At 47.6% G+C, this 23,095-nt stretch carries 34 protein-coding genes; all 34 read left to right on the top strand.

The features are described from left to right. On the top strand, positions 1-264 hold a 264-nt coding region (locus ACGF7G_RS17520), incomplete at its 5' end, for a phage holin, lambda family (RefSeq protein ID WP_387467161.1). After that, positions 254-667 carry a structural protein gene (locus tag ACGF7G_RS17515; RefSeq protein WP_387467160.1) on the top strand — a complete coding sequence of 138 codons (414 nt, stop codon included), beginning with the start codon at positions 254-256 and terminating at the stop codon, positions 665-667. The genes ACGF7G_RS17520 and ACGF7G_RS17515, both read left to right, overlap by 11 nt. An 11-nt stretch (positions 668-678) precedes the next feature. After that, positions 679-903: a hypothetical protein gene (locus ACGF7G_RS17510; protein ID WP_387467158.1), complete on the top strand. Its 225-nt coding sequence runs from the start codon at positions 679-681 to the stop codon at positions 901-903. Continuing rightward, on the top strand, positions 900-1,349 hold the full coding sequence (locus tag ACGF7G_RS17505) for a lysis protein (protein WP_387467156.1): 450 nt from the start codon (positions 900-902) through the stop codon (positions 1,347-1,349). The genes ACGF7G_RS17510 and ACGF7G_RS17505 overlap by 4 nt, the downstream gene beginning before the upstream one ends. Positions 1,350-1,522: 173 nt before the next feature. Next, positions 1,523-2,059, top strand: a complete 537-nt coding sequence (locus tag ACGF7G_RS17500) for a KilA-N domain-containing protein (RefSeq protein WP_133815828.1) — start codon at positions 1,523-1,525, stop codon at positions 2,057-2,059. Continuing rightward, the gene (locus tag ACGF7G_RS17495) at positions 2,059-2,469 is read left to right on the top strand and encodes a hypothetical protein (RefSeq protein ID WP_133815827.1); all 411 of its coding nucleotides are present in this window, start codon (positions 2,059-2,061) and stop codon (positions 2,467-2,469) included. The genes ACGF7G_RS17500 and ACGF7G_RS17495 overlap by 1 nt, the downstream gene beginning before the upstream one ends. 196 nt (positions 2,470-2,665) lie before the next feature. Then, positions 2,666-2,965, top strand: coding sequence for a hypothetical protein (locus ACGF7G_RS17490; RefSeq protein WP_387467154.1), 300 nt, complete (start codon positions 2,666-2,668; stop codon positions 2,963-2,965). Positions 2,966-3,276: 311 nt separating this feature from the next. Next, positions 3,277-3,903, top strand: a complete 627-nt coding sequence (locus ACGF7G_RS17485) for a terminase small subunit (protein WP_387467152.1) — start codon at positions 3,277-3,279, stop codon at positions 3,901-3,903. A 2-nt stretch (positions 3,904-3,905) separates the two neighbouring features. Further along, entirely contained in the window at positions 3,906-5,525 is a 1,620-nt protein-coding gene (locus ACGF7G_RS17480; RefSeq protein WP_387467150.1) for a TerL protein, read from the top strand. Then, positions 5,525-6,985: a DUF1073 domain-containing protein gene (locus tag ACGF7G_RS17475; RefSeq protein ID WP_387467148.1), complete on the top strand. Its 1,461-nt coding sequence runs from the start codon at positions 5,525-5,527 to the stop codon at positions 6,983-6,985. The genes ACGF7G_RS17480 and ACGF7G_RS17475 overlap by 1 nt, the downstream gene beginning before the upstream one ends. A 76-nt stretch (positions 6,986-7,061) precedes the next feature. Continuing rightward, positions 7,062-7,595, top strand: coding sequence for a phage minor head protein (locus ACGF7G_RS17470; RefSeq protein WP_133815991.1), 534 nt, complete (start codon positions 7,062-7,064; stop codon positions 7,593-7,595). Between the two features lie 3 nt (positions 7,596-7,598). Next, entirely contained in the window at positions 7,599-8,852 is a 1,254-nt protein-coding gene (locus tag ACGF7G_RS17465; protein ID WP_387467146.1) for a DUF2213 domain-containing protein, read from the top strand. 10 nt (positions 8,853-8,862) lie between these two features. Continuing rightward, a complete protein-coding gene (locus tag ACGF7G_RS17460) occupies positions 8,863-9,363 on the top strand; it encodes a hypothetical protein (RefSeq protein ID WP_133815821.1) in 501 nt (166 codons plus the stop codon). An 8-nt stretch (positions 9,364-9,371) separates the two neighbouring features. Then, positions 9,372-10,319 carry a DUF2184 domain-containing protein gene (locus ACGF7G_RS17455; RefSeq protein ID WP_133815820.1) on the top strand — a complete coding sequence of 316 codons (948 nt, stop codon included), beginning with the start codon at positions 9,372-9,374 and terminating at the stop codon, positions 10,317-10,319. 46 nt (positions 10,320-10,365) lie between these two features. Next, positions 10,366-10,578, top strand: coding sequence for a hypothetical protein (locus ACGF7G_RS17450; RefSeq protein WP_172911067.1), 213 nt, complete (start codon positions 10,366-10,368; stop codon positions 10,576-10,578). Continuing rightward, positions 10,547-10,957: a DUF4054 domain-containing protein gene (locus ACGF7G_RS17445; protein ID WP_387467163.1), complete on the top strand. Its 411-nt coding sequence runs from the start codon at positions 10,547-10,549 to the stop codon at positions 10,955-10,957. Before ACGF7G_RS17450 ends, ACGF7G_RS17445 begins: the two co-directional genes overlap by 32 nt. Beyond that, a complete protein-coding gene (locus ACGF7G_RS17440) occupies positions 10,954-11,472 on the top strand; it encodes a hypothetical protein (RefSeq protein ID WP_387467143.1) in 519 nt (172 codons plus the stop codon). Before ACGF7G_RS17445 ends, ACGF7G_RS17440 begins: the two co-directional genes overlap by 4 nt. Continuing rightward, positions 11,459-11,848 carry a head-tail adaptor gene (locus ACGF7G_RS17435; RefSeq protein WP_387467142.1) on the top strand — a complete coding sequence of 130 codons (390 nt, stop codon included), beginning with the start codon at positions 11,459-11,461 and terminating at the stop codon, positions 11,846-11,848. The genes ACGF7G_RS17440 and ACGF7G_RS17435 overlap by 14 nt, the downstream gene beginning before the upstream one ends. Further along, positions 11,838-12,386: a hypothetical protein gene (locus ACGF7G_RS17430; RefSeq protein WP_387467140.1), complete on the top strand. Its 549-nt coding sequence runs from the start codon at positions 11,838-11,840 to the stop codon at positions 12,384-12,386. The genes ACGF7G_RS17435 and ACGF7G_RS17430 overlap by 11 nt, the downstream gene beginning before the upstream one ends. Before the next feature lie 3 nt (positions 12,387-12,389). Continuing rightward, positions 12,390-13,853: a DUF3383 domain-containing protein gene (locus ACGF7G_RS17425; protein ID WP_387467138.1), complete on the top strand. Its 1,464-nt coding sequence runs from the start codon at positions 12,390-12,392 to the stop codon at positions 13,851-13,853. Between the two features lie 6 nt (positions 13,854-13,859). Next, on the top strand, positions 13,860-14,300 hold the full coding sequence (locus ACGF7G_RS17420) for a DUF3277 family protein (RefSeq protein ID WP_172911073.1): 441 nt from the start codon (positions 13,860-13,862) through the stop codon (positions 14,298-14,300). A gap of 2 nt (positions 14,301-14,302) precedes the next feature. Next, entirely contained in the window at positions 14,303-14,728 is a 426-nt protein-coding gene (locus ACGF7G_RS17415; protein ID WP_387467136.1) for a phage tail assembly chaperone, read from the top strand. Positions 14,729-14,763: 35 nt separating this feature from the next. Continuing rightward, on the top strand, positions 14,764-14,916 hold the full coding sequence (locus ACGF7G_RS17410) for a DUF6889 family protein (RefSeq protein WP_133815812.1): 153 nt from the start codon (positions 14,764-14,766) through the stop codon (positions 14,914-14,916). Next, positions 14,906-16,909: a lytic transglycosylase catalytic gene (locus ACGF7G_RS17405; RefSeq protein ID WP_387467134.1), complete on the top strand. Its 2,004-nt coding sequence runs from the start codon at positions 14,906-14,908 to the stop codon at positions 16,907-16,909. The genes ACGF7G_RS17410 and ACGF7G_RS17405 overlap by 11 nt, the downstream gene beginning before the upstream one ends. Next, complete coding sequence (locus tag ACGF7G_RS17400) at positions 16,909-17,523, top strand: phage baseplate protein (protein WP_387467132.1); 615 nt, start codon at positions 16,909-16,911, stop codon at positions 17,521-17,523. The genes ACGF7G_RS17405 and ACGF7G_RS17400 overlap by 1 nt, the downstream gene beginning before the upstream one ends. Then, the gene (locus ACGF7G_RS17395) at positions 17,523-17,828 is read left to right on the top strand and encodes a phage baseplate plug protein (protein WP_387467130.1); all 306 of its coding nucleotides are present in this window, start codon (positions 17,523-17,525) and stop codon (positions 17,826-17,828) included. The genes ACGF7G_RS17400 and ACGF7G_RS17395 overlap by 1 nt, the downstream gene beginning before the upstream one ends. An 8-nt stretch (positions 17,829-17,836) precedes the next feature. Next, positions 17,837-18,898, top strand: coding sequence for a baseplate hub protein (locus tag ACGF7G_RS17390; protein ID WP_387467128.1), 1,062 nt, complete (start codon positions 17,837-17,839; stop codon positions 18,896-18,898). Positions 18,899-18,923: 25 nt separating this feature from the next. Beyond that, entirely contained in the window at positions 18,924-19,268 is a 345-nt protein-coding gene (locus ACGF7G_RS17385; RefSeq protein ID WP_172910963.1) for a hypothetical protein, read from the top strand. A gap of 49 nt (positions 19,269-19,317) precedes the next feature. Further along, the gene (locus ACGF7G_RS17380) at positions 19,318-19,749 is read left to right on the top strand and encodes a hypothetical protein (protein WP_133815807.1); all 432 of its coding nucleotides are present in this window, start codon (positions 19,318-19,320) and stop codon (positions 19,747-19,749) included. After that, positions 19,742-20,074 carry a hypothetical protein gene (locus tag ACGF7G_RS17375; protein ID WP_242688781.1) on the top strand — a complete coding sequence of 111 codons (333 nt, stop codon included), beginning with the start codon at positions 19,742-19,744 and terminating at the stop codon, positions 20,072-20,074. Before ACGF7G_RS17380 ends, ACGF7G_RS17375 begins: the two co-directional genes overlap by 8 nt. A gap of 60 nt (positions 20,075-20,134) precedes the next feature. Then, on the top strand, positions 20,135-20,893 hold the full coding sequence (locus ACGF7G_RS17370; protein ID WP_387467125.1) for a phage baseplate assembly protein V: 759 nt from the start codon (positions 20,135-20,137) through the stop codon (positions 20,891-20,893). After that, positions 20,890-21,243, top strand: a complete 354-nt coding sequence (locus ACGF7G_RS17365) for a hypothetical protein (RefSeq protein ID WP_387467123.1) — start codon at positions 20,890-20,892, stop codon at positions 21,241-21,243. Before ACGF7G_RS17370 ends, ACGF7G_RS17365 begins: the two co-directional genes overlap by 4 nt. After that, positions 21,243-22,427, top strand: a complete 1,185-nt coding sequence (locus ACGF7G_RS17360) for a baseplate J/gp47 family protein (protein WP_387467122.1) — start codon at positions 21,243-21,245, stop codon at positions 22,425-22,427. The genes ACGF7G_RS17365 and ACGF7G_RS17360 overlap by 1 nt, the downstream gene beginning before the upstream one ends. A 2-nt stretch (positions 22,428-22,429) precedes the next feature. Continuing rightward, entirely contained in the window at positions 22,430-23,086 is a 657-nt protein-coding gene (locus ACGF7G_RS17355) for a DUF2612 domain-containing protein (RefSeq protein ID WP_133815803.1), read from the top strand. The last annotated feature ends 9 nt before the right edge of the window (positions 23,087-23,095 follow it).

Below are 23,095 nucleotides of genomic sequence, written 5' to 3'. Positions count from 1 at the left end.
CAAGGTTTAGGTGCAATATTATCAGGAACGATGGCTTGTCTCAGAGGCCGATATAACGGTGGGGGATGGCTGCGTGTCTCTATTGATGCCTTCATGTGTGCCATGTTCGCATGGTTCATTCGTGACATTTTAAATCTTTTTGGTCTGAATCCTGACTTGGCATACATCGGTAGCGTAGTGATTGGTTATTTGGGTACTGATTTTATTGGTCAATTACTTCGTAGATCAGCAGAGAAAAGAGCGGGGGTATCTGATGCAAAGTAGAGGCGTTCGTAATAATAACCCCGGTAATATCGACTATAACCGTTTCAACAATTGGCAGGGGCAATTACCTTATGATCAAAAGATTGAACCCCGGTTCTGTCGGTTTGAGTCACCCGAATATGGCATTCGAGCACTGTTCAAGCTACTGCAAAACTACCAACGCAAGCACAATCTGAACACGGTCAGAGAGATTATCAATCGTTACGCCCCGCCAAATGAGAATAATACGGAAAGCTACATCCAGTTCGCAGCTAAAAAGGTAGGTGTATCTGCGGATGATCGGATATCCACCCAAGACAAGATAACCCTGTTCGCTTTAGCTGAGGGCATTATCAAGATGGAGAACGCCAATCAGCAACCCTATTCACCGGAGACGTTCGAACGGGCGTTTGAGATGCTATAAGGAATTGAGTGATGAGCATTATTCAGATTCTGGTTCCAGTAATTTATTTTGTCGGTGTGATTGCGGCATTTATTATTTTTACATTGATAGAAAAACGCGCTAATGATCCGGAAGGTTTTGGACTCATTTTGTTTATGTCATTTCTGTGGCCGCTATTTGTTATTTTGATGCCAATTATTTTTGGATTCGGTTTTCTCAATAATAAATACGATCAATTCGTTGGCAGACGGTCATGAAATTCAACGCTCATTACTACACGATACTCGCATTGATCGTTATTTCACTGACAGCGTATTACTATCACGCTGAGTTACAGAGAGAGCAACGTGTCACAAAGCAGCAGCAAGAAGACATTCAGCAACTCACAGACGCTATCAACTATCAGAACTCCCACATCACGATGTTGAACGAATTGGATGTTAAACATACAAAGGAGCTTACCAATGCCAAATCTGAAATTGATGCTCTGCGTGGTGATGTTGCCGCTGGTCGTCGCCGGTTGCGTATCGCGGCCACCTGTAATCAAAGCGAAACCGATTCCTCCGGCAGCGTGGGCAATGCAGGAGCCCCACGATTTAACCCGACAGGTGAACAAGATTATTTCGATCTCCGAAGGATGATTGTTGAGAACGAAAAGCAAACTAAATACTTGCAGGACTACATCAAAACTCAATGTCAGTAACAGCCTCGTTTAATTCGGGGCTTTTTTATATCCGTATTTTCACCGCGCACCTCATGCGCATTCAAACCCAAAGAACCTGTTTAGGAAATAGAGCCTGAGAAATTCAGTATTGTGCTGATTCTTTGGTCTGATTTTCTATGAGGCAGGCTCTATCTCTAAAAAGGTAAAGCACAATGAATTACCCAACTATCGTAATTGAAAACATTCAAGTCCGTAGTAATGAGCATGGCACCTATAACCTTAATGACTTACATAAAGCCGCAATAGCGGGAGGTTTAGCGCAAAAGTGGCAGGTGCCTAGTCAATTTCTCTCTTCTGATGGAATTCAGGCATTTATCGATGAAGTTTCCAAAGTGCTAAAAAACACTTTGGAACAAAATCAAATACTTGATGTTATTCGTGGTGGTGCTTATCGCGGTACATGGGCGCATGAGCTCATTGCTCTTCGTTATGCTGCTTGGCTCTCCCCGGCTTTCGAAGTGAAAGTTTATCAAACATTCCGTGCTTTTATTCTCAGTCATCTGGGTAAGTTTGCGCAGGCAAACCGGCTTGAGCTTGAATATCAAAGTAAGAAACGGAAAGTGAGTACAGCAGCGAGAATAATGAACAAGTGGGGCGTGGGTGGAGAGAAACATAAAATCGAATCAGAAAGGGATCTACTGGCTAAAGAAATGCAGGTTTCTATTCCTGGTTTGGTGGAGATGAAATAATGGATATGCCAACCCATGAATTTTTTTGCTGGCGTGTTGCGGAAGCATATTGCTATCACCTGATGAAAGTTAATCAATGTCTGGTATACCGTCATTTATTTGGTGATATACAAATAAACCAGCATTTCATTGCTGGTTTGCTTGATGGCAGGCTAAGGGAAAAACTCAACCACGATAGTCAGGCGCGGTTTTACTACAAGCTGCTTGAACCTTTTGAAAGAAAGCCCGATGAGCGAGTTGTCTTTATCGGTGGTGTTGCACCGGCACTAAGCAGACGTGGCAAACGATACATGAACGCTTTCCTGCATGAATTCGGGATGATGCTGATGGATATCGGCGTCAGAGAAGAGAGTGGGCGCTATCAGCTGCCGACTGATGAAGACAACATTGTTTTCCCATGGCATGAGTAAATACAGCTCAGTTAAGCCCAAATCCTGATTTTACAATATTCCGCAAAAGGTGCTCATGAAGTGCCTTTGACAGAGTTTTGTATAAGTTTTATAGGCTAATGGTATCGCGTTACCGCGGGTTTATATTTTGAGATGTAGCACAATATTCTAATTCCAACCGTTTCCGGGCTGGAAAGGGTTCAATGAGGGTTTTGATGTGGAAATAAAAAAGCCAACACTGGCATCAATACATTTAGATGCCAGCGAATTAAAAGATCAAATTAATACCTTGGTTGAGTTACTTAGACTTGAACCCTGCTTTCTTGAAGGCATCCGAGATGAGTTTCTTGGCATAATCTTTGGACTGCTTGACGATATCGTCCTTACTGATGGACTTTCCACATTTACTGCAAACAGTTCCATCGATATCACTTATTTTCTTAAGTTTGATTTGGGATCTTACAACAAGGTTATTGCCGCAATGCGGGCAAGAGTAGCTGATCTTACTCATGAGTAATCCTCATTTGACTGTGGATTGATCAACATATCAATTTTTCTTGACTGTGGAAAGCGAGAAACCCACGCCGCCTGAGCGGGTTAACAAAGCAGGCATATAATCCGATAAGTCGTAATACCGGAAAATTAAAACATGAACGATTTTGAATTCTACGCATGGATAACCCCAATCCTTACTGGGCGGTTTCTGGTTCATGCTACACGGCAATTTTCTGTACGGCTTAATGTGTTGGGGTGTTTCTGCTGCGTGGGCGTGGTGGAAAATCAGATAACAGGTCGCCCAGTGCGGCCTTTTTTATTTAAGGGAAAGAGATGGCTCAAAAGAAAGTCACGCTCACAGATGAGCAGAAGATTCTTTTCGATGCCTTAACGAAATTACAACAGAAATTCGCATTGGGTATCTTAAAAGGATTGAATCAGATAGATGCTTATAAGCAGGCAGGATATAAGGCAAAGACAGAAGAAACGGCCCATTCTTGCGCAAGCGAAATCCTAAGAAATCCTAAGGTCAAAGCCTTTCTCGACGCAATGAACCAAGAAGCCGTCTCTGATGCTGTTATGAGTCGTCAGGAAGCCTTAGAGCGGCTTTCTACAATGGGCCGAGTATCTATCTATGACATTGCTGAGTTTCGCAACAGTCAAATTGGCGAAGACGAAGACGGCAAGCCAGTCTTTCAGGCTTCATTGCAATTCAAAGATTCAGCACTACAAGACCCGCTGTATCTGAGCGCCATCTCAGAACTGACTACAGGCAAAGACGGCATCAAGTTAAAGCTTCATGACCCCAAGGCTGCAATCAAGCAGCTGTCAGAACTGATGGGCTGGGAAGCACCGAAGAAGACAGAGCTTACGGGTAAAGATGGCGGGCCGATTAAAACAGAGAACATCAACATGACGCCAGAAGAAGCCGCGGAGCGGTATAGAAAAATGATGGGGTAACCATGCCTATTCCGTTCCCTTTTGACTTTAAAAAACCAGACTACATGCAAGTGTTTGAATGGCGAATGGAGCGGTTACAACGCATTCGTAAGAACCCGGATTCATTACCCGCACTGAAAGCTTTTTATAAAGATAATCCGGCTCAGTTCATCATTGACTGGGGGATGACTACGGACCCGCGCAATATTGATTATGGCTTACCTGTCACTATCCCATTCCTGTTATTTCCGAAACAGGAAGAATGGGTTCATTGGATTATGGAACGGCGGCGTAATCAAGAAAATGGCATTACTGAAAAAAGCCGTGAAATGGGGTTGAGCTGGACGGCGGTCGGCATGGCCTGTTCACTTTGTCTGTTTAATAAAGAAATGGTGATCGGCTTTGGCTCACGCAAAGAGGAATACGTAGATAGCACCGGTGACCCAAAAGCTTTGTTCTGGAAAGCCCGTAAGTTCGTTGAAACATTACCCGTTGAATTTCGGGGTAGCTGGAACGAGAAGAAACACGCACCGTACATGCGTGTTGAATTCCCTGATTCTGGGGCTGTGATCAAGGGTGAAGCTGGCGATAACATCGGCCGTGGCGACAGGACAACGCTTTATCTAGTTGATGAGTCCGCATTTCTTAAACGCCCGTTATTGATTGATGCGGCGTTATCACAAACAACACGGTGCCGTATTGATCTTTCATCAATTAACGGTATGGCAAATCCGTTCGCACAAAAGCGTCACGGTGGAAAAATCCCGGTATTCACATTCCATTGGCGCAGCGACCCACGTAAAGATGATGCGTGGTACAAAAAAGAATGCGAAAAAATTGACAACCCAGTCGTCATAGCACAAGAACTGGATTTGAACTATAGCGCCTCTGCTGAGGGGGTTCTCATTCCTTCTGATTGGGTTCAGGCGGCTATTGACGCACACATTAAGCTGGGTATTCAGCCAACAGGGCAACATTTAGGAGCGATGGACGTTGCTGATGAGGGCAGGGACAAAAACGCATTCTCCGTTCGCTACGGCTTCCTTCTTAAAGAAGTGAAAGAGTGGTCGGGTGTTGGGAGTGACATTTACGCATCAGTGGTAAAAGTGTTTAGCTTTTGTGATGAATACGGCCTTGATGAATTCCGGTTCGACGAGGACGGCTTAGGGGCTGGCGTGCGAGGTGATGCGAGAGCTATTAACGAACTGCGCAAAGCTGAACGTCTGAGACAGATAACCGCTACACCGTTTCGCGGAAGCGGCGGCGTATTCGATCCTGATGAGGAAGCGGTACCGGGCGACAATGGAAAACCGGCGCGCATCAATAAGGACTTTTTCGCCAACGCCAAAGCACAAAGCTGGTGGCATTTACGTAAATTATTTCGCAATACGTTTCGTGCTATTCAAGGCATGGATTACAACCCGGACGAGATTATTTCTATTTCCGGCAATCTCGACAATAAAGACAAGTTGATCATTGAACTGTCCCAACCGACCTACTCAATAAATGGTGTGGGGAAAATCGTTGTGGATAAACAACCAGACGGTACGAAATCGCCGAACCTCGCAGACACTGTGATGATCAACTATGCGCCGATGGATGCCGATCTGGATATTTGGCGGTTATTAGGAAGGAAGGGTTAATGGCTCGTAAACGCAACAACGGTGCGAAAAAGTCAGTTAGGACCGCTGACGGGTATAACAACTTTGCCGCAAAACTGGGTGGATATACATCGAATATTCAGACGGGTGGCACTTACATTCCCGGCTACATATCACGCAACAGAGTGCAGATTGAGTTTGGCTATCGTAGCTCATTCTTAATTGGTGCGGGTGTCGATGCGATGGCTGACGATATGACGCGAAAAGGCATATCGATCAGTTCAAGAATGAAGCCAGACGCAAAAGGTCAGCTCGAAACGCTCTGGGAAGATATCGGGCTGTGGGATGAGTTAAACAATACGCTGAAATGGGCGCGGTTATATGGTGGTGCATTACTAGTGGCACTGATCGACGGTCAGGACATGTCTACGCCGCTCAATCCCGAAACCATCAGTGAAGGACAATTCAAAGGCGTAATGTGTCTTGATCGGTGGATGGTCAAACCGACAGACAGTGACTTAGTAAAAGAGTACGGCCCGCACTTCGGGAAACCCCAGTTCTATAACGTGGTGATCAATCAACAGGGCATTCCGCCTTGGAAAATTCATTATTCACGCGTCATTCGAATGGAAGGCGACACGCTGCCATTTCAGCAAGCACAAACAGAAAATGGCTGGGGGATGTCAGTGGTAGAGCGCATCTTCGAGAGGGTTCAGGCGTTCGATACAGCCACTGTAGGGACGACTCAACTCATCCACAAAGCGCACTTGCGGACGTACAGCATCGATGGCCTAAGAAAAATATTGGCTACGGGCGGTGCATTGAAAGATGTCTTAATGCAACACATGGATATGATCCGTGAATATCAAACTATCGAAGGCATGACGATAATGGATGCTAAAGACATATTTCAGACTCACAGCTATTCGTTCTCAGGGATTGCCGATGTCATCCTGCGCTTTGCCGAACAAGTCTCTGGCGCTACAGGTATCCCGCTTGTCCGTTTGTTTGGTCAGTCTCCAGCGGGTTTCAGTACTGGCGATGGGGATTTAGAGAACTATTACAGCCGGGTTAACACACTACAAGAAAGACGTCTCAGACGACCTTTACGCTGGCTGCTGGATATCTCGCATCGGTCACTATTCGGCGAGCCGCTTCCTGACGATTTTACGTTTGAGTTCAATAAATTATGGGAAATGTCGGACACAGACAGAGCAACAATGGCTAACAATGTCGCCACGGCTATTAGTACGCTGGTGGATCGGCAAATCATGCCCGTTCACGCCGCAATGACAGACTTACGTAACATGGCTGACATTATCGGCATCGGAGGTTCAATCACAGATGAAGACATTGAAAGCGCAAAAACGCAGTGGGAGGAGTCTGAATCTGAGGCCGAGCCTCCGCCGACGCTCAATAGTACAGTACGAGAAAAGCCTACAGGCGATAGTCAGCCAAATAAATCAGATCATCATTGGCTCTTACGATGGTTCTCAAGCTAGCGCTGATACCGTCTCTGGTCATCTTATCGACTACTCACAGGTTCTTGACGATTGGATTAATTCCGTTGCGCATAAAATGTTCATGCAAGTAGAGGGTGAAGAATGGCACCAGTGGCGGTCAGTATCGCAAGAGATTTCAGTGGGACTGCGGGATGTGGTTGGCAATACACCGGTTGGGCAAGTAGCGCAAGACATTGTTTATCGGCAAATCCAACTGATGAAGTCATTACCGCTTGAAGCCGCTGAACGCGTCAAAGAGATTCAGGACAGGGCAATACAGGCAGTTATCAACGGCGAACGGCCGGGTGAGCTTTATAAGATGATCATGATGTCAGGCAATGTAGCAGCAGGTCGGGCAAGGATGATAGCGCGTACCGAAATTGGCAGGGCGACAACGGCACTTACGCAAGCTCGTGCGTTGTCCGTTGGTTCTGAGGGGTATTGGTGGCGTATCGAAGGTGCCGGTACCCGACCTTCACACAGAAAGATGAAAGATAAATTTGTGCGCTGGGAAGATCCCCCGACGCTTGACAGCATGACAGGTCATGCCGGCTGCCTTCCGAACTGTAAATGCTGGCCGGAAGTTCATATACCCCCGCCGAGAAAGTAACCCATGAAATATTTTTTTACGACGAAGCTTGGGGAAACGCGCTATCTGCAAGCCGATGGCTCTTTGCTGTGTAAAGATGTGCCGATAGCGCGTACTGGCACCCAAACTTATCTTCCCGAAGAAGTCGACTTACAGCCCGATGCCAGTGGCTTAGTGACTATTTACCGCACAGAAGATGAAGTGTTTTCGCCGGAGACAATGGCGAGTTTTGAAGGTGTGGCCGTTACGCTCGATCATCCGGAAGATGCGGAAGGAAATAATGTTTTTGTTAATCCTTCCAACTTCTCAGAGCTGGCTCACGGACATATCCAAAACGTCCGGCGTGGTACCGGCGATAAGTCGGATTTGCTGATCGCTGACGTGCTGGTTAAGCGACAAGAAGCTATTGACGCAGTGAATGCAGGAATGACAGACGTCAGTTGCGGCTATGACACGAAATACAAGCAACTGGCTCCGGGCAAGGGCAAGCAATATCAAATCAGAGGAAACCATCTCGCCATTGTTGAAAATGGCCGGGCGGGTTCGCGCTGTGCAATCGGGGATTCAGCCCCAACATTCAAGAAGGAGAAGCCTGTTATGTCATGGCTTAAAAAATTAGCGACAGCTGTTAAAACACGAGACGATGACACGTTAGCGAAACTCATCGATGAAGCGCCGGAACTCCCATCTGACGGAATGACATCTATTCCGGGTGCGACAATCAATATCAATGTACCGTCTCAGGCAACGGCATTACCGCCCGCTGAACGCACGACCATTGATGATAATCCCGACGACCCCAAAAACAAAACCGGGGATAACGATGTCCCGGAATGGGCCCAGAAATTTATGGACTCCATATCGAGTCGTCTGGATACATTGGAGGGGAAGACGGCGGACAGTAACCCTGATGACGAAGAGGAAGACGCGAAAGTCACGGGTGATGCTGCATATCGTCGTAATATCATTGCTGACGCAGAGATCATTTGCCCGGGATTTAAGCCCACAGGGGATAAAGGACTTAAGCGTCAAGTGCTGGATCACGCTATGCGCACGGGTGACAGCCTGAAATCATTTGGTATTAGTGATTTTTCAAAAACACCAAAAGCAACCGTTGACGCGGTGTTTAACGCAGCGGCAGAAATTAACCGGCAAAAGAACCGGTTCAGCCCTGCGTCTCAAACTGTTGATACTGCGGGTTCGGCAGTGGGATCAAAGCACGCTACACCGGCACAACTGAATGAGTTGTACGCCAACCTCTGGAAACGTAACAAATAAGGTAAATACAATGGGTGGAATTTCTTATCTTGACAGGATGCCGCTGGGCATTCCGGGTGCGGTAACGCGTCCTCGTGACCTGACTATTCAGCCAGAAACCTTCGATCCCGAGAAGTTGTTCAGTGCATACGGGCTGGTGGGAAAATATTCGAACGGAAAATTTGTACCGCTTGAGGAAGGCGATACGGTGGACAAGGTGAAAGGCATTCTCGTTCGTCCTTATCCTATCCAGTCACAAACCGATCTGGCTTATCTCGGTATTAAAGTCGGGTCCGCCGCTGACAATCTGAAACGGGGTTATATCTGCGTGTCAGCGGGTTCATCCGCGGCTAGTGCAGGTAAAGGCAATCCGGTTTATGTGCGTGTTGCCGGGGCTACAGCCGAGAGTCCGCTGGGGTCAATGATGTTGACGCCCGATGCGACGGCAGAAAATACACCGGTCCTTCCGGGCGCAGAAGTGATGGGGCCGGGAGACGCTAACGGCAACATTGAAATTGCTTACAACATTTAAGGAACGCTATGTTTACTATCGATAAAGCTACCAGAGATTCCACCGGTGTGTTTCTTATCGGTGAACTGGAACGCAAAGACCAGACACTGAACATGCCGCTGGTGTCAACCAAGTGGTCACGTGATATGCCACTTCGTACCGATGTTTCTATTGCGGATGAAGTGTCCTCCTACACCAATACCTCACTTGCGGCGGCGGGGGGCTCAAACCCCGCGGGTAAAAACTGGGTCAGCAAAACATCAACCGCCAATTCCGGACCCATCCTGAATATTGAACGTACGGCTCAAGCGCTTGAGTTGTGGGGGATGGAAGTGGGCTATACCGTCACCGAACTGGCTTCGGCTATGCAAGTGGGACGCCCCATTGACAGCCAGAAATACGACGCGATGAAGCTAAAATACAACATGGACGTTGACGAGCAGGTATACATCGGTGATGTGGAAAAAGGCATGTGCGGATTACTGAACATCCCGCAAGTTATCCCGCGCGCAGCCCCCGCTCCGTGGACGGCCCAGACAGATCCGGATGTTATCGTTCAGGATTTCAATATCCTGCTTACAGATGCTTGGGTGTCGTCTGGCTATGCGATTTGTCCGGGTAAAGTGGGTCTGGCACCTGAATTGTTCGGGTTGCTATCGAGCAAAAAAGTCTCTTCTGCCGGGAATATCTCTGTGCTGGAATACGTGAAAATCAACACGATCGCTTTTCAAGAGAACGGCGAACCACTTGAAATTGTTTCAATGAAATGGGCGTCAAAACGTGGTGCTCGCGGGGCACACAGAATGGTCGCTTATACACAGGAAGAGCGATATATTCGCTTCCCGCTGGTACCACTATTAAACACACCGTTGGAGTATCGCGGCTTGTGGCAACTGACAACCTATTACGGTCGTTTGGGGCAGGTTGAAACGCCGTATGCGAATACCATTGCCTATCTTGATGTGCCGGTGCAGTGATAAAAAGGACGGTGGGAGATCCCCGCCCCTTATTCAGAGGTGAAAAATGAAATATCTCGTTTCAGGTAAAGCTATCTTATGTTTTGAAGATGGCCGCGCCGTTACGCTTGAACCCGGTATTCACGAATATACGGATGATGTCGCGGGACACTGGGCCTTCCCTTTTTATGCTCAGACATTAGACAATCCTGTTGTTCCGCAGGACGACAAAAAGGGGAGGGCTGGCAATGGCAAAAAACAGTCTTCTTCCGACAGTTGATCAGTTCCGTACCGACTTTCCCGAATTTTCAGACAAAACCCACTATCCCGACACTGCAATCCATTTCTATCTCAGCCAGGCGGATAAGCTACTCGACCAAAACGTACACGGTGACCAGTTCGTCTATCTGGCCGAACTGTTCACGGCCCATTACGTTGAGCTGAAAGGGAAAGCTATTGTCGGCGTGTCTATCAGCGGCAACGTAAATACCGCCGCTGGTGGGGTAGCGACGTCAAAATCGGTCGATAAAATCAGTGTCAGCTATGACGTGTCCGGCATCATTAATCCTGATGCCGGATTCTGGAATAACACGGCATACGGACGTGAGTTTTTTTGGTTGTGGTCCATGTTCGGTGCCGGGGGGAGACAACTGTTATGAAAAGCGGTCTGACTGTCAGGGTGGACAATGCGGCGGCGATACTGGCATCCCTCAAAAAGCTATCAGGTATGGATGTACTGGTGGGTATTCCCGCTGAAAACGCAACACGCGAAGACGGGGAGGCGCTAAACAACGCGGAAATCGGCTATCTGCAATCAACCGGGGGCGAGGTCAAGCTGGGTGGACGAACGGTTACGCTTCCACCGCGCCCATTTCTTGAACTCGGTATTGAGGATACCAAGGACCGCACAACCCTGCATTTAAAAGCGTCGGCGGAATTGGCATTGGAAGGTAAACAGGATGCGGCTATTCGTGAGCTGGAAAAAGCGGGACAGATCGCACGGGAGGGGGCAAAGAAAGTGATCAGTGACGGCGACCGGCTTTTTCCTCTGTCAGAAAAGACCCTTCGGAATAGGCGTGCTCAGCGCATCCCCGGCGACAAGCCACTTTACGCCCATGGCTATCTGTTGCGCGCTATCAACTATGTAGTGAGGAATAAAAATGCCACTTCTTGATGTCACTGATGTTTTATTTGACCCCGACTTTTGCGATACGACACTGAAATATACCCGGCGAACGGTCATTGTCGATGATGACGGGTTTGCCACTTCGGAAAAAACCACCAAAGGGTTTGCCGGGGTAGTGACCGTTGATAGTTCTCTTGAGGCCCAGATAAGAATGTCCGGGCAAGTCGTCAGCGGTAATATTCTGATTATCACAACAACACGGTTGATAGCAGGCGAAACCGACAAAGCGGGGGATGTAGTCACGTATCAAAACCGGGATTACTTAGTTAAATCGGTTGATCCGTATACCGCTTACGGCGCTGGGTTCGTGCAGGCGCATTGTGAGCTGTTGCCCTTTGATGGAGGGATGCCCATTGAGCAATAGCACACAACAACCGGGCTGGCTTACGCCGATGTCAGCCCCGGATTATGATCGTGAGGTTGAAAGGAAGTTATCCCACTGGATAAGCGCAGTCAGCGGATTACCGGGGAAGATGATGTTTCCGAAATGGCAGCCAAACGACGAAACGCGCGTCTTTCCAAGTAACGATACTAACTGGTGTGCCTTCGGGATTTCATCGATAGTTTCCGATGACACGCCCGCTTTCGTTAATCAGACCGATGACAGCACCGAATTATGGCGTCATGAAGAAATCGAATGCTTAGTTTCATTTTATGGTCCAGCCGGTCAGCACTACTGCACACAATTCAGGGATGGGGTAACACTCAGTCCGAACAACGCAGAGTTAAATCAGGCCGGTCTGTCACTCAGCAACTACAGTCGTATTTTTGCTGCGCCTGAACTCATCAACAACCAGTGGGTGCGTCGTTATGACATGACGGTCACCTTGCGGCGAAAGGTCGAGCGTGAATACGGTGTTAAATCGCTGGTGGAAGCACCTGTAAAATTCTTTGGAGATTAAATTATGCAGGGATTACCTGTTTCAAATATCGTCAATGTTACGATAAATATGGCCCCGCGGGCTGCGCAATCCCGGAACTTTGGCTCACTACTGATTGTGGGTGCCAGCAATGTGATTGATACCCACGAGCGGTTACGCTTGTATTCCGATATTGATGGTGTCGGGGCGGATTTTGGTCTGGATACCCCAGAATATCAGGCCGCCGCACTGTATTACTCTCAGTCACCCCGTCCGGTTGATTTGTATATGGGGCGATGGGTAAAAGATCAGGCATTGGCTGTCTTACGAGGGGCGATACTGACCAAACAACAGCAAGCCATCAGTAAGTTTACAACTATCACGGATGGTTCTTTTAAGTTAACGCTTAACGGTAAAGAAACGATATGCAGCGGCGTCGATCTGAGTAAAGAGACCAATCTTAATGGTGTGGCCCAACGGATAACGGAAAAGCTGAAAGAGTGCACGGTGACGTGGGATACCTCCCGTTTCGTCATTTCATTGCAAGCATCGGGTACGATGGGTTATGCCTCATCCGCTAGCGCGGGGACTTATATCGGCGACCTGTTAAAACTGGATCAGGGATCTGGCGCTACGGCTATCGAACCCGCCAAAGCAGAAACGATTGCTGAGGCGGTGGCAGCACTGGGGGCGGTATCCAATGGCTGGTATGGGCTGGTGGTGGCTGATAACTCTCTGACGGATGAAGATGTTTTGTCTGTGGCTGATTACATCGAGTCCGCGTCTGTGTCCCGTATTTATGGACATACAGCACAGAAAACAGATGCATTGGATACTGATGTTGACACTGATATCGGCTCAAAGCTGAAAGGTGGAAACTATCAGCGCACGCTCTGGCAATATTCATCGGGTAAACCTTATACCGTGGCTTCTCTGATGGGGCGGATGTTCACCGTCAATTTCAACGGTAACAACACCACGATAACCTTGAAATTTAAACAGGAACCGGCAGTAACCGCAGAAAACCTCACCGCGACGCAATCCAATGCTTTGAAGAAGAAAAATGGCAACGTGTTTGTTAAATACAACAACGATACGGCCATCATTCAGGAAGGCGTCATGGCGAACGGGGATTTCATCGATGAGCGCCACGGTCTGGACTGGTTACAGAACTACGTTCAGAACAACCTGTATAACCTGCTTTATACCAGTACCGGTAAGATCCCGCAGACTGATGCGGGTGTGACGCGCTTACTCACCAATGTTGAGCAATCACTTGATCAGGCTGTTACTAATGGGTTGGTGGCCCCCGGTGTCTGGAACGGCGGGCAGATTGGACAAATTCAGCCCGGTGACACACTGACTAAAGGGTATTACGTCTATGCACCGGCAATTGCAACGCAGGCACAGGCTGATCGGGAGGCCCGCAAAGCACCGGTTATTCAGTGCGCTATCAAATTGGCCGGCGCTGTCCACTACGCTGATGTCATTATTAATGTAAATAGGTAAGGGCTTATGGCTACATATTCATTTATGGATGTTTCAGCATCCCTAACCGGCCCGACCGGGGTTATTGATGTCGGGTATGGTTCAGCGACGTCAGACGAAGGGATCACGGTCACCATGACCGAAGCCAAAAACACCATGACCATCGGTGCCGATGGTGAGGGGATGCACTCGTTACATGCGGGTAAATCCGGCTCTATCACCGTGAACCTGCTGAAAACCTCACCGACAAATAAAAAATTGTCACTCGCTTACAACGCACAATCACTGTCATCAGGTACATGGGGGAATAACGTGATTGTGATCCGTAACACGGTTTCCGGTGAAATCACGACAGCGCGGGGCTGTGCTTTTCAGAAGCAACCCGATTACACGAACGCAAAAGACGGCGGTACGGTTGCGTGGGTGTTTGACTGCATCAAAATCGATCAGGTATTAGGGGAGTTTTAACAATGGAATTTGAAATTAACGGTATTCAGTATCGCACTGCAAAGTTAAGCGTGTTCGATCAACTCAAAGTGTCGCGTAAATTACTGCCGGTATTAGCAGGGCTGGTATCAGATATTCGCGCCGTACAGACAATGGCACAAGATAGGAACATGGAAGGCGCTTTAGAGAAGGCGCTGCCTAAAATTGCGCAAGCCGTTTCTGACTTAAGCGACGAAGATTGCAATGCGATCCTCTATCCATGCTTATCAGTTGTGTCGCGTCAGCATGGCAAAGGGTGGACTGCTGTATTCTCTCAGGGGGTATTGCATTTCGATGACATTGACTTACCCACGTTGTTGCAACTTGTCGCTCGCGTAATTGGGGATTCACTGGGAAATTTTTTGCACGCACTCCCCGCACAAGAGACGCCGTTCCCGCCAGCGGCTTAGTACTCGATTGCCTGCCTGACGGGGAAGATTATCTGATGCGCCCCGTCGACGCCGGCTATATCCACTACCCCGATCTCTTAAGCGGTGCCGTTGACTTAGCGGATATTGCACGCATGAATGACTGGCTGGATTTAAAAGCCGACAATGAAGCCCGTATAGCCCGCTGGAGGGACGCAAATGAGCGATAACGTTAACATCATTAAAGATTTCCTGATCAGCCTGGGGTTTGATGTAGACGAGAAAGGCCGGGGTAAATTTGATGCCGTGTTAAAAGGTGTCACTGCCAACGTGCTAAAAGTCGGTGCCGCAGTTGAAGGGGCCGCGCTCACTATTGTCGGATTTACAACCAAAATTGCCGCGGGTCTGGATAAACTCTACTGGCAGTCACAGAGAACCGGGGCCACCGTCGCCGGCATCAAAGCGTTGGGTTATGCCGTCGCACAAATGGGCGGCAGTGCAGAAGCCGCGCAGGGTGCGTTAGAAAACATGGCGCGTTTTATGCGCAATAATCCCGGTGCGGAGGGCTGGCTTAATCGGCTTGGGGTGCAGACTCGCGACTCATCCGGTCAGATGCGTGATGCAGCGAGCATACTGGCGGGCGTCGGCCAGAAACTGAGCAACATGCCGTATTATCGCGCCAATCAATACGCCCAGATGCTCGGTATTGATGAAAATACGCTAATGGCTATGCGGCGTGGCTTAGCGGGGTTTACTGCTGATTATCAGAGGATGTTGCAGAAAACCGGGTTCAATGCGGATAAAGCCGCGCAACAGGCCAATAAATTCACCACTGCACTACGTGGCTTTAACGCGCTACTGGGTATTCTTCGGGATAAAATTGGCGCAAATTTGGCTAACGGTTTAGCCGGCTCTTTCGACTCGTTACGTCAGAAAATACTGGATAACTTCCCCAAAATTGAAGCGACACTCACTAAGATTATCAAAGGCATTCTCTGGTTTGCTGAGGTCTTTAGTCGCATGGTTTACCGGGTGGTTCAAGGTATTGGAGATGTCATAGATTGGTGGAAGCGACTGGATGAAAGCAGCAAAATGCTGATTGCCATGTTCGGGGCTATCGTTGTTGCCTGGCGTCTTCTGAACAGCGCGTTCCTGATGTCACCCATCGGCGCGATCACGGTATTAATCGGTGCGCTTCTTCTTCTCTATGACGACTATAAAACATGGAAAGAAGGCGGTAAAAGCCTGATCGACTGGAGCAAGTGGGAAAAAGATATCGACCGCGCCGTTGAGGCGTTTAAAACCCTCGGAAAGTGGATTAAAAAAGGCGTTGATGGCGTTGGCGGCTGGAAAAATGCATTCTTAATTCTTGGCGGAGTTGTTGCGACGACATGGGCAGTAAAAATGCTCGCGGGATTTGCGAGGGTTTCCGCTGCATTAACCCCTTTGCTTGCGCGTCTCGCACCCTTGTTAGGGCTGGTTGCCTATGGTGGATACTTGTACAGTGACTGGGACAACATCAAACAAAGTGCAGCATCATCATGGGATTATAACACCCGTCAAATAAAACGCGGGATCGGGGACGTAGGCGCATGGCTGGGTATAGACAATGACTGGGCTAACAAGCATCAGGGCGGTTTACCCAATCCGATCACGTCAGATATCCCCGGTATGCCCGGCGCACCGACACCCCCGCCTTCACCTGAATATTCAGAAAGAGGCTTGCGTAACAACAACCCCGGTAACTTGAATTTTGTGGGACAACGCGGCGCGAGTCGGGAAAATGGGGAGGGACGTTTTGCCCGGTTTGAAACGGCGTTTGATGGCTTGCGGGCGCTCTCACGACAGTTAACGTTGTATGCCTCGCGTGGACTGACAACGATACGCGGCATTATCACGAAATATGCGCCACCGGAAGAGAATGATACGGAAGATTATATTGCATTCCTTACAAAGTGGCTTAGCGTTGATCCCGATGCGCAGTTAAATTTACAGGACCCCAACACTCTGACAGCGATGATGAGTGGCATCATTCAGCGCGAGAACGGTCGTAATCCATACAACAGTGAACTCATCAATAAAGCCGCGATAGCAGGCAGTGGCAGCGTTCAGCAAACCACGAACATCACAGTGCATGGGGCAACTGACGCGAAAGCGACGGCAAATGAAATTGCAAGTCGGCAAAATGGGGTGAATGCCCGTCTGATACAACAGGTGAGCTAATGGATATTTTATCAGCGATTTTTCAGCAACAAACCCGGAAGTTTGGCACTGAAAGTATGTTACTCGTGCCCAGCGTAGTGATATCCGAAAAGCACACTGATGCACTGGAAATTACCGAACATCCGGTAGAAATTGGGGCCGCAGTCAGTGACCATGCGTATAAAAAGCCATCCGAAATCACAATGGAGCTGGGTTTTGCTGGTGGTGGTTCGCTTCTCGATTTTGTCGATACGTCAAAGATCGGCTTGAGTATGGGGTTAAGCCCGAAAGAGACTTATCAAAAAATCCTTGATCTCCAAGAATTACGAGAACCCTTCAAGGTCATTACGGGTAAGCGCACTTATGAAAATATGCTGATCAAAGCGATTGAAGTCACTACGGACAGGCTTAGCGAGAATGTGTTGTTATGCACGCTGACATTACGTGAAGTAATTATAACATCGACGCAGAAAGTACAGGTTGCGGAAAAAGAGGTCATGAAAACCGGGGTGAGTACGTCAGCGGTTGAGAATTCAGGCACCAAGGCCCCACAACCCGTCAACGAGTCTGTTTTATCAGAGATAAAAGAGGGTGCCGTTAATGCATTTAGAAGCTACATAAAAGGAGGCGGCTGATGCAAGTCTCAGAAATTCCGCTCACGGCAAGCAATCAATTTTTTGCCATTAAACTCGGTGAAAATAATATCAAGATACGTCTGATTTACCGGGATAGAGCGGGTTGGATTATGGATATTCAAAATAATGCAGGTGTTGATTTGCTGGTGGGTGCGCCGCTAATACCCGGTGTTAATTTGCTTGAACAATATCCTTATTTAGGGATCAACGGCATGTTAGTCATTGCCAGTGATGCAGACAGCGCTAAATACCCGACAAGCACAAATCTTGGGTTATCTAGCCATCTTTATTTTGTACAACAATAGGTAAAAATATGAGTCAGAATTGGTTACGTCACTTTGAATTAATGTTGTTAGACGATCAGGGTAAAGGCATAGTCCTGTCAGATTTTAAAGTGACTTTCAATATCGAGTGGTTCACGATTAGCAATCCACGTGTTGCGACATTAAAGGTTTACAATCTGTCAAAAGATACCAGCAATCGTATTCTTGGTAGTGAATTTTCGAAGATAAAAATTATCGTAGGCTATGACGGCATCACACCAACCGTTCCTGAGAGCGAAGTCGGCAAAGCCCGGCCTGTTGAACCGGGAACCACTGGGCAGCGTGACGGCAAAAACTACGGGGAGATCTTTAGCGGCGATATTCGTTATACGATGACAGGCCGTGATAACCCCACGGATACGTATACGCTCATTCAGGCGTGTGATGGCAATGAAGCTTTTATTAATGCTTTCGTCAATCAAACCTTAGCGGCGGGGTATACCCTGAATGATGTCTATAATCTCGCTTTACGCAGTCTGGAGCCTTACGGTATTACAGCTGGGGCCAAACCCAAAATGCCGGATACGGTTTTCCCTCGTGGAAAAATGTTTTTTGGGAAAACGCGATACATATTAGACAATATCGCGCAGCAATGTAACGCAAAATGGCAATTTGTAGACGGTAAAGTGGAGATGATTTCCCCGGAAATGGCCGTGCACAATGTCGTGGTGTTAAACAGTCGGACCGGATTAATCGGTATGCCGCAACAGACGATCGGGGCTGGCGTTAATGTCAGGTGCTTAATTAATCCAAATATCCGGGTAAATGGGTTAATTCAATTAGATGAAGGTTCGGTATATAGAACGTCCCTACCTAACGCCGATATACAAATGTCTGGTGGACGGCTGACGGATGAAAACGATAACGGGAACCTTTACGTCAGTGGGGTGTCTAAACCCCCAGCAAGCATTGCGACGGATGGTGTATATATCGTCAAGGGCATTATGTATACTGGAGATACTCGCGGCAATGAGTGGTATCAGGAAATGATGTGTGAAGCCCGTGGGGCTGCGGATTTGCGTTCTCAATCCGCGAGAGAAAAAGGGTTGTGATAGCCATTGCTTGAAAGAGGTTGCAATGAAATTAGGACGGAACATTTTTGCTTTTATTTTATCGGTATCGATGGTTGTACCGGCATATGCTGCTATTCAATGCGGCGGTTATAGGTTGACTGGTGATGGAATGACAGTGATCAACGGGGAAACTGTTACATCCCAAAAGGTCACATACTTGAAAGAGAAGGGAGACGAAGCCAACGTGAAATACGATATGGGCCTCATGCCTGCCCGCGACGGTAACATGTACGGCTTTCAGTTTATCAAACGTAACGGCAAAGCGTGGCTAAACGTCCAGTTACTACAGAACGCTATGGATGCACCGAAGATCATCGGCTCTTTTCCTTGTAAGAAAGTGGCGGATTAATCCGATGCATCAGCTGTGAAACATCAGCAAGAACACACAAGAGGTCTGAATGAGTTCAGAGAAAATAGCTTTCATTTTTCCCGCTACAAAAGATGCCAGAGATAGGGAAGAACCGATCCTTAATTTTCGATGTCCAGCATTGCCCGTTGAAACGAAAATCATTATTGCTGTCGCTTTTGTTGGGCTTCACCAATCTAAAGACTATCTAATTTCTATCGATATTACTGACAGCAACGGCACAACAATTCTACATGGACGGACGGAAGATATACCCGCAAAGGTATCAGTAACCGCTGATGATCTTGAAGCAGAACCAACAGACGTGCCGGGTTTTTTGAGCGCTTCGGTTTCGATTAGGGTGATAAATGCTGGGATTTATGTAATAAAATGTTCTATAGCTCGCGCTGATACGCCTGACGAGACTATTCATAAATCAGAAGCCTACTTTAGAATGGTTTCATCGGAGGCGCACAATGGGTAGTGAAAATTCTGTCATTGATGGCATGCGATTTTCTGATGGCCGGTGGTCATATACCGATACGCCACCAAGTAGACATTCACTTGATAATGGTTCATCATTCAAACAGGGTAGCGGAGATGGTGGAGGTGGAGATATGTTGGAAGCTCGTGTTGCGAGACTTGAGTCAGATGTTGAGCATATCAAAAAATCTATAGACGAAGTAAAAACTGACGTACGAGAAATGAGAAAAGACGCACGTTCAGATTTCCGCTTGTTATTTGGTGCGATAATTGCCGTGGCGCTTGGATTAGCTGGTTTAATGGCTAAAGGATTTCACTGGATTTAATTTAATAACCATATTATTTACTAAGCCGCTTAACTGCGGTTTTTTTTATGGAGCTTTCCCATGCCCGTATCAACAGAATCAAGAACCGGCGATTTATCCGAAACGCTGAAAGCCATAAATCACGCTCTTTCTTCTCAGCTTAGAGTGGCGATACCCGGCATTATTCAATCATTCAATGCTGAGGCGGTAACGTGTGTTGTTCAGCCTGCGATTAAAAGCAGCATTGCTGATCAGGAAGGGAAAACTACTTCGGTATCCTTGCCCCTGCTTGTAGACGTGCCGGTGATATTTCCAAGGGGCGGTGGCGTGACGTTAACGTTCCCGGTAAAAGCGGGTGATGAATGCTTAGTCGTATTTGCCGATCGCTGCATTGATTTCTGGTGGCAATCTGGCGGCGTACAGGAACCGGCAGATGACCGACAGCATGATTTATCTGATGCCTTTGCTATCGTTGGTCCACAATCTCAGTCAAAGAGAATATCGGGTATCAGCACGAGCACCGCACAACTGAGAAGTGATGATGGCGCAGCGTATATCGAACTCGATCCTAATAGCCATAACGTCACGGTTATCACACCGGCAAAACTTATCGCGACAGCGAACGGTGGTACTGAAATCACCTCACCTGAAATCACTCTGAACGGCAACGTCACCATTAATGGCAACTTATCGCAAGGGATGGGATCGGGTGGAGGAACGGCAACGATGCAAGGCCCGGTCACCGTGAATAACGATGTGACAGCGGCGGGTATTAGCCTGAAAAATCACGTGCATAGCGGTGTACAGTCGGGTGGTAGTAACACGGGAGGTCCCCAGTGAGATATCGACGTGAAGATCCTGATAGTGATTACAGTTTCGGGCAAGGGGATAATACGTTTCTGATTAACTCCCCCGAAGCTGTAGCGCTGGCAGTAAAAACCCGGCTGGCGTTGTGGCGTGGGGATTGGTTCTTAGACATGAAAGAAGGCACTCCTTACGTACAGTCAGTGCTTGGAAAACAGCGATCGGATGTGTATATCCTTGCTGTTCGTGACCGCATCTTAAAAACCAAAGGCGTTAAGTCGATTCTTTCATTTGATACACGCAATGACGGCACAACACGCCGTCTCACCTTCACAGCAACCATCGATACGCTTTACGGCCAAATCACGGTAACAAGCGAGGCATAATGTTAAATCTTGACACTTTGGGGCTGTCCGCAACTGTGACAGCTTCTGGCATCAGTGCGCCTGATTACCAGACCATTCTAAGCAAAATCACTGAGTTTGCCCGTCAGATATACGGTACCGATGCTTATCTGGAGCCCGACAGTAAAGACGGTCAGATGCTGGCTATCTTTTCACTAGCGATACACGATGCGAATAATGCTGTGATTGCGGCTTACAACTCGTTTAGCCCGGCGTCAGCTACCGGTGCCGCGCTATCTAATAACGTAAGAATTAACGGGATAACCCGGCATAAATCCACGTATTCGACAGTAGACGTTAAGCTAGTCGGTACCGTTGGTACGGTTGTAAAAAACGGTATTGTTCGTGACATAAACGGCTATAGCTGGAGCCTGCCTGCCAGTGTTGCGATTGGCATACATGGCTTTGTTATCGCAACAGCTACGTGTCAGACAAAAGGCAATGTTACGGCATTAGTCGGGGATGTTTCGATTATCGGCACGCCAACGCAGGGCTGGCAAAATGTCACGAACCTGTCAGCGGCTACGCCCGGACAGCCGATTGAAGCCGATACAGCATTGAGAGAACGGCAACGGAAATCTGTTGCACTGCCATCCAGAACCGTACTTGATGGAATTCAAGGTGCCATCAGTTTAATCCCGGGTGTCGTTCGGCGGCGTGGGTTTGAGAATGACACTAATGTGACGGACAACAACGGCATTCCTCCCCACTCAATTGCAATGATAGTTGATGGTGGTGACGCGAAATTAATCGCTCAAACAATTGAAACGAAAAAAGGACCGGGTGCAGGAACTTTTGGTGACACGGAAATTAAAGTCGCAGATAGCTATGGTCTCATGCATCCGATTCACTTTTCACGCCCGAAAGACGTTCCGGTATTTGTTGAGATAACTCTGACGGCATTTGAAGGGTATACAACGCTGGTGGGTGACAGAATTCGGTCAGCAATTGCAAGTTATATCGACGCTCAGTTAATCGGTGATAACGTTTATTTAAGTCGTTTATATTCTCCCGCTAATTTACGTGATGAAGAGGGCTTAACTTATGATATTTTCGAAATCCAAATCGGCAGGTCAGAAGATGATGTATCGCCGAGCAATTTAATTGTGACATTTGACGAAGCTGTTACGTGTAAACCGGAACATGTTAAACTAATTGCGAGGTGAAAATGAGAGATTATTTATCGCTTATTACCTCTCAGCATAGAACCGCAAATAAATTTGTCGCTCATATTGATTTCATTACCCGGCCTCTCTCTGATATTTCAAATGCCGTTCAACTCCTGAATAGTCAATTTTCTATTGATGAAGCGGTAGGTGTTCAATTAGACGCCGTGGGCGAGTGGATAGGACTTTCACGTTATGTCAAAACACCCATCGTTGGTGTGTATTTCGCACTTGATACAGAAGGCGTTGGATTAGACGAAGGCAGCTGGAAACGGCAATATGACTCTGATTCCGGCTTTACAGAGCTTGATGATGAAACTTACCGAACAATATTGCGCTCTAAAATTCGAGCCAATCATTGGGACGGTACAAATGAAATGCTGGCGGAGATTTATCAGGGCGTTATTCCCGACGAGTCGGTATTAATATTCTTCGTCGATAATCAAGACATGAGTATGGACGTTTATGTCACCGGGGGAGTCGTGCCCGAAGTTGTCAAAGCGGTCATTCAGCAAGGATATTTAAATATTAAGCCGGGTGCGGTCAGAGTGAATAATTATACCAATTCGGAAAATAGAGGAGTTATTTTCGGTTTTGATTCAGACAGTAAATATATCGCCGGATTCGATACAGGCGGGTGGCCCATTCTATTAAATTAAGAGTAAGAT

This window comes from Photorhabdus sp. RM323S (assembly GCF_042879375.1).
Taxonomy (GTDB): domain Bacteria; phylum Pseudomonadota; class Gammaproteobacteria; order Enterobacterales; family Enterobacteriaceae; genus Photorhabdus; species Photorhabdus tasmaniensis.
Note: the sequence above shows the minus strand (reverse complement) of the source record. Positions and strands in the feature narration are given on the sequence as shown.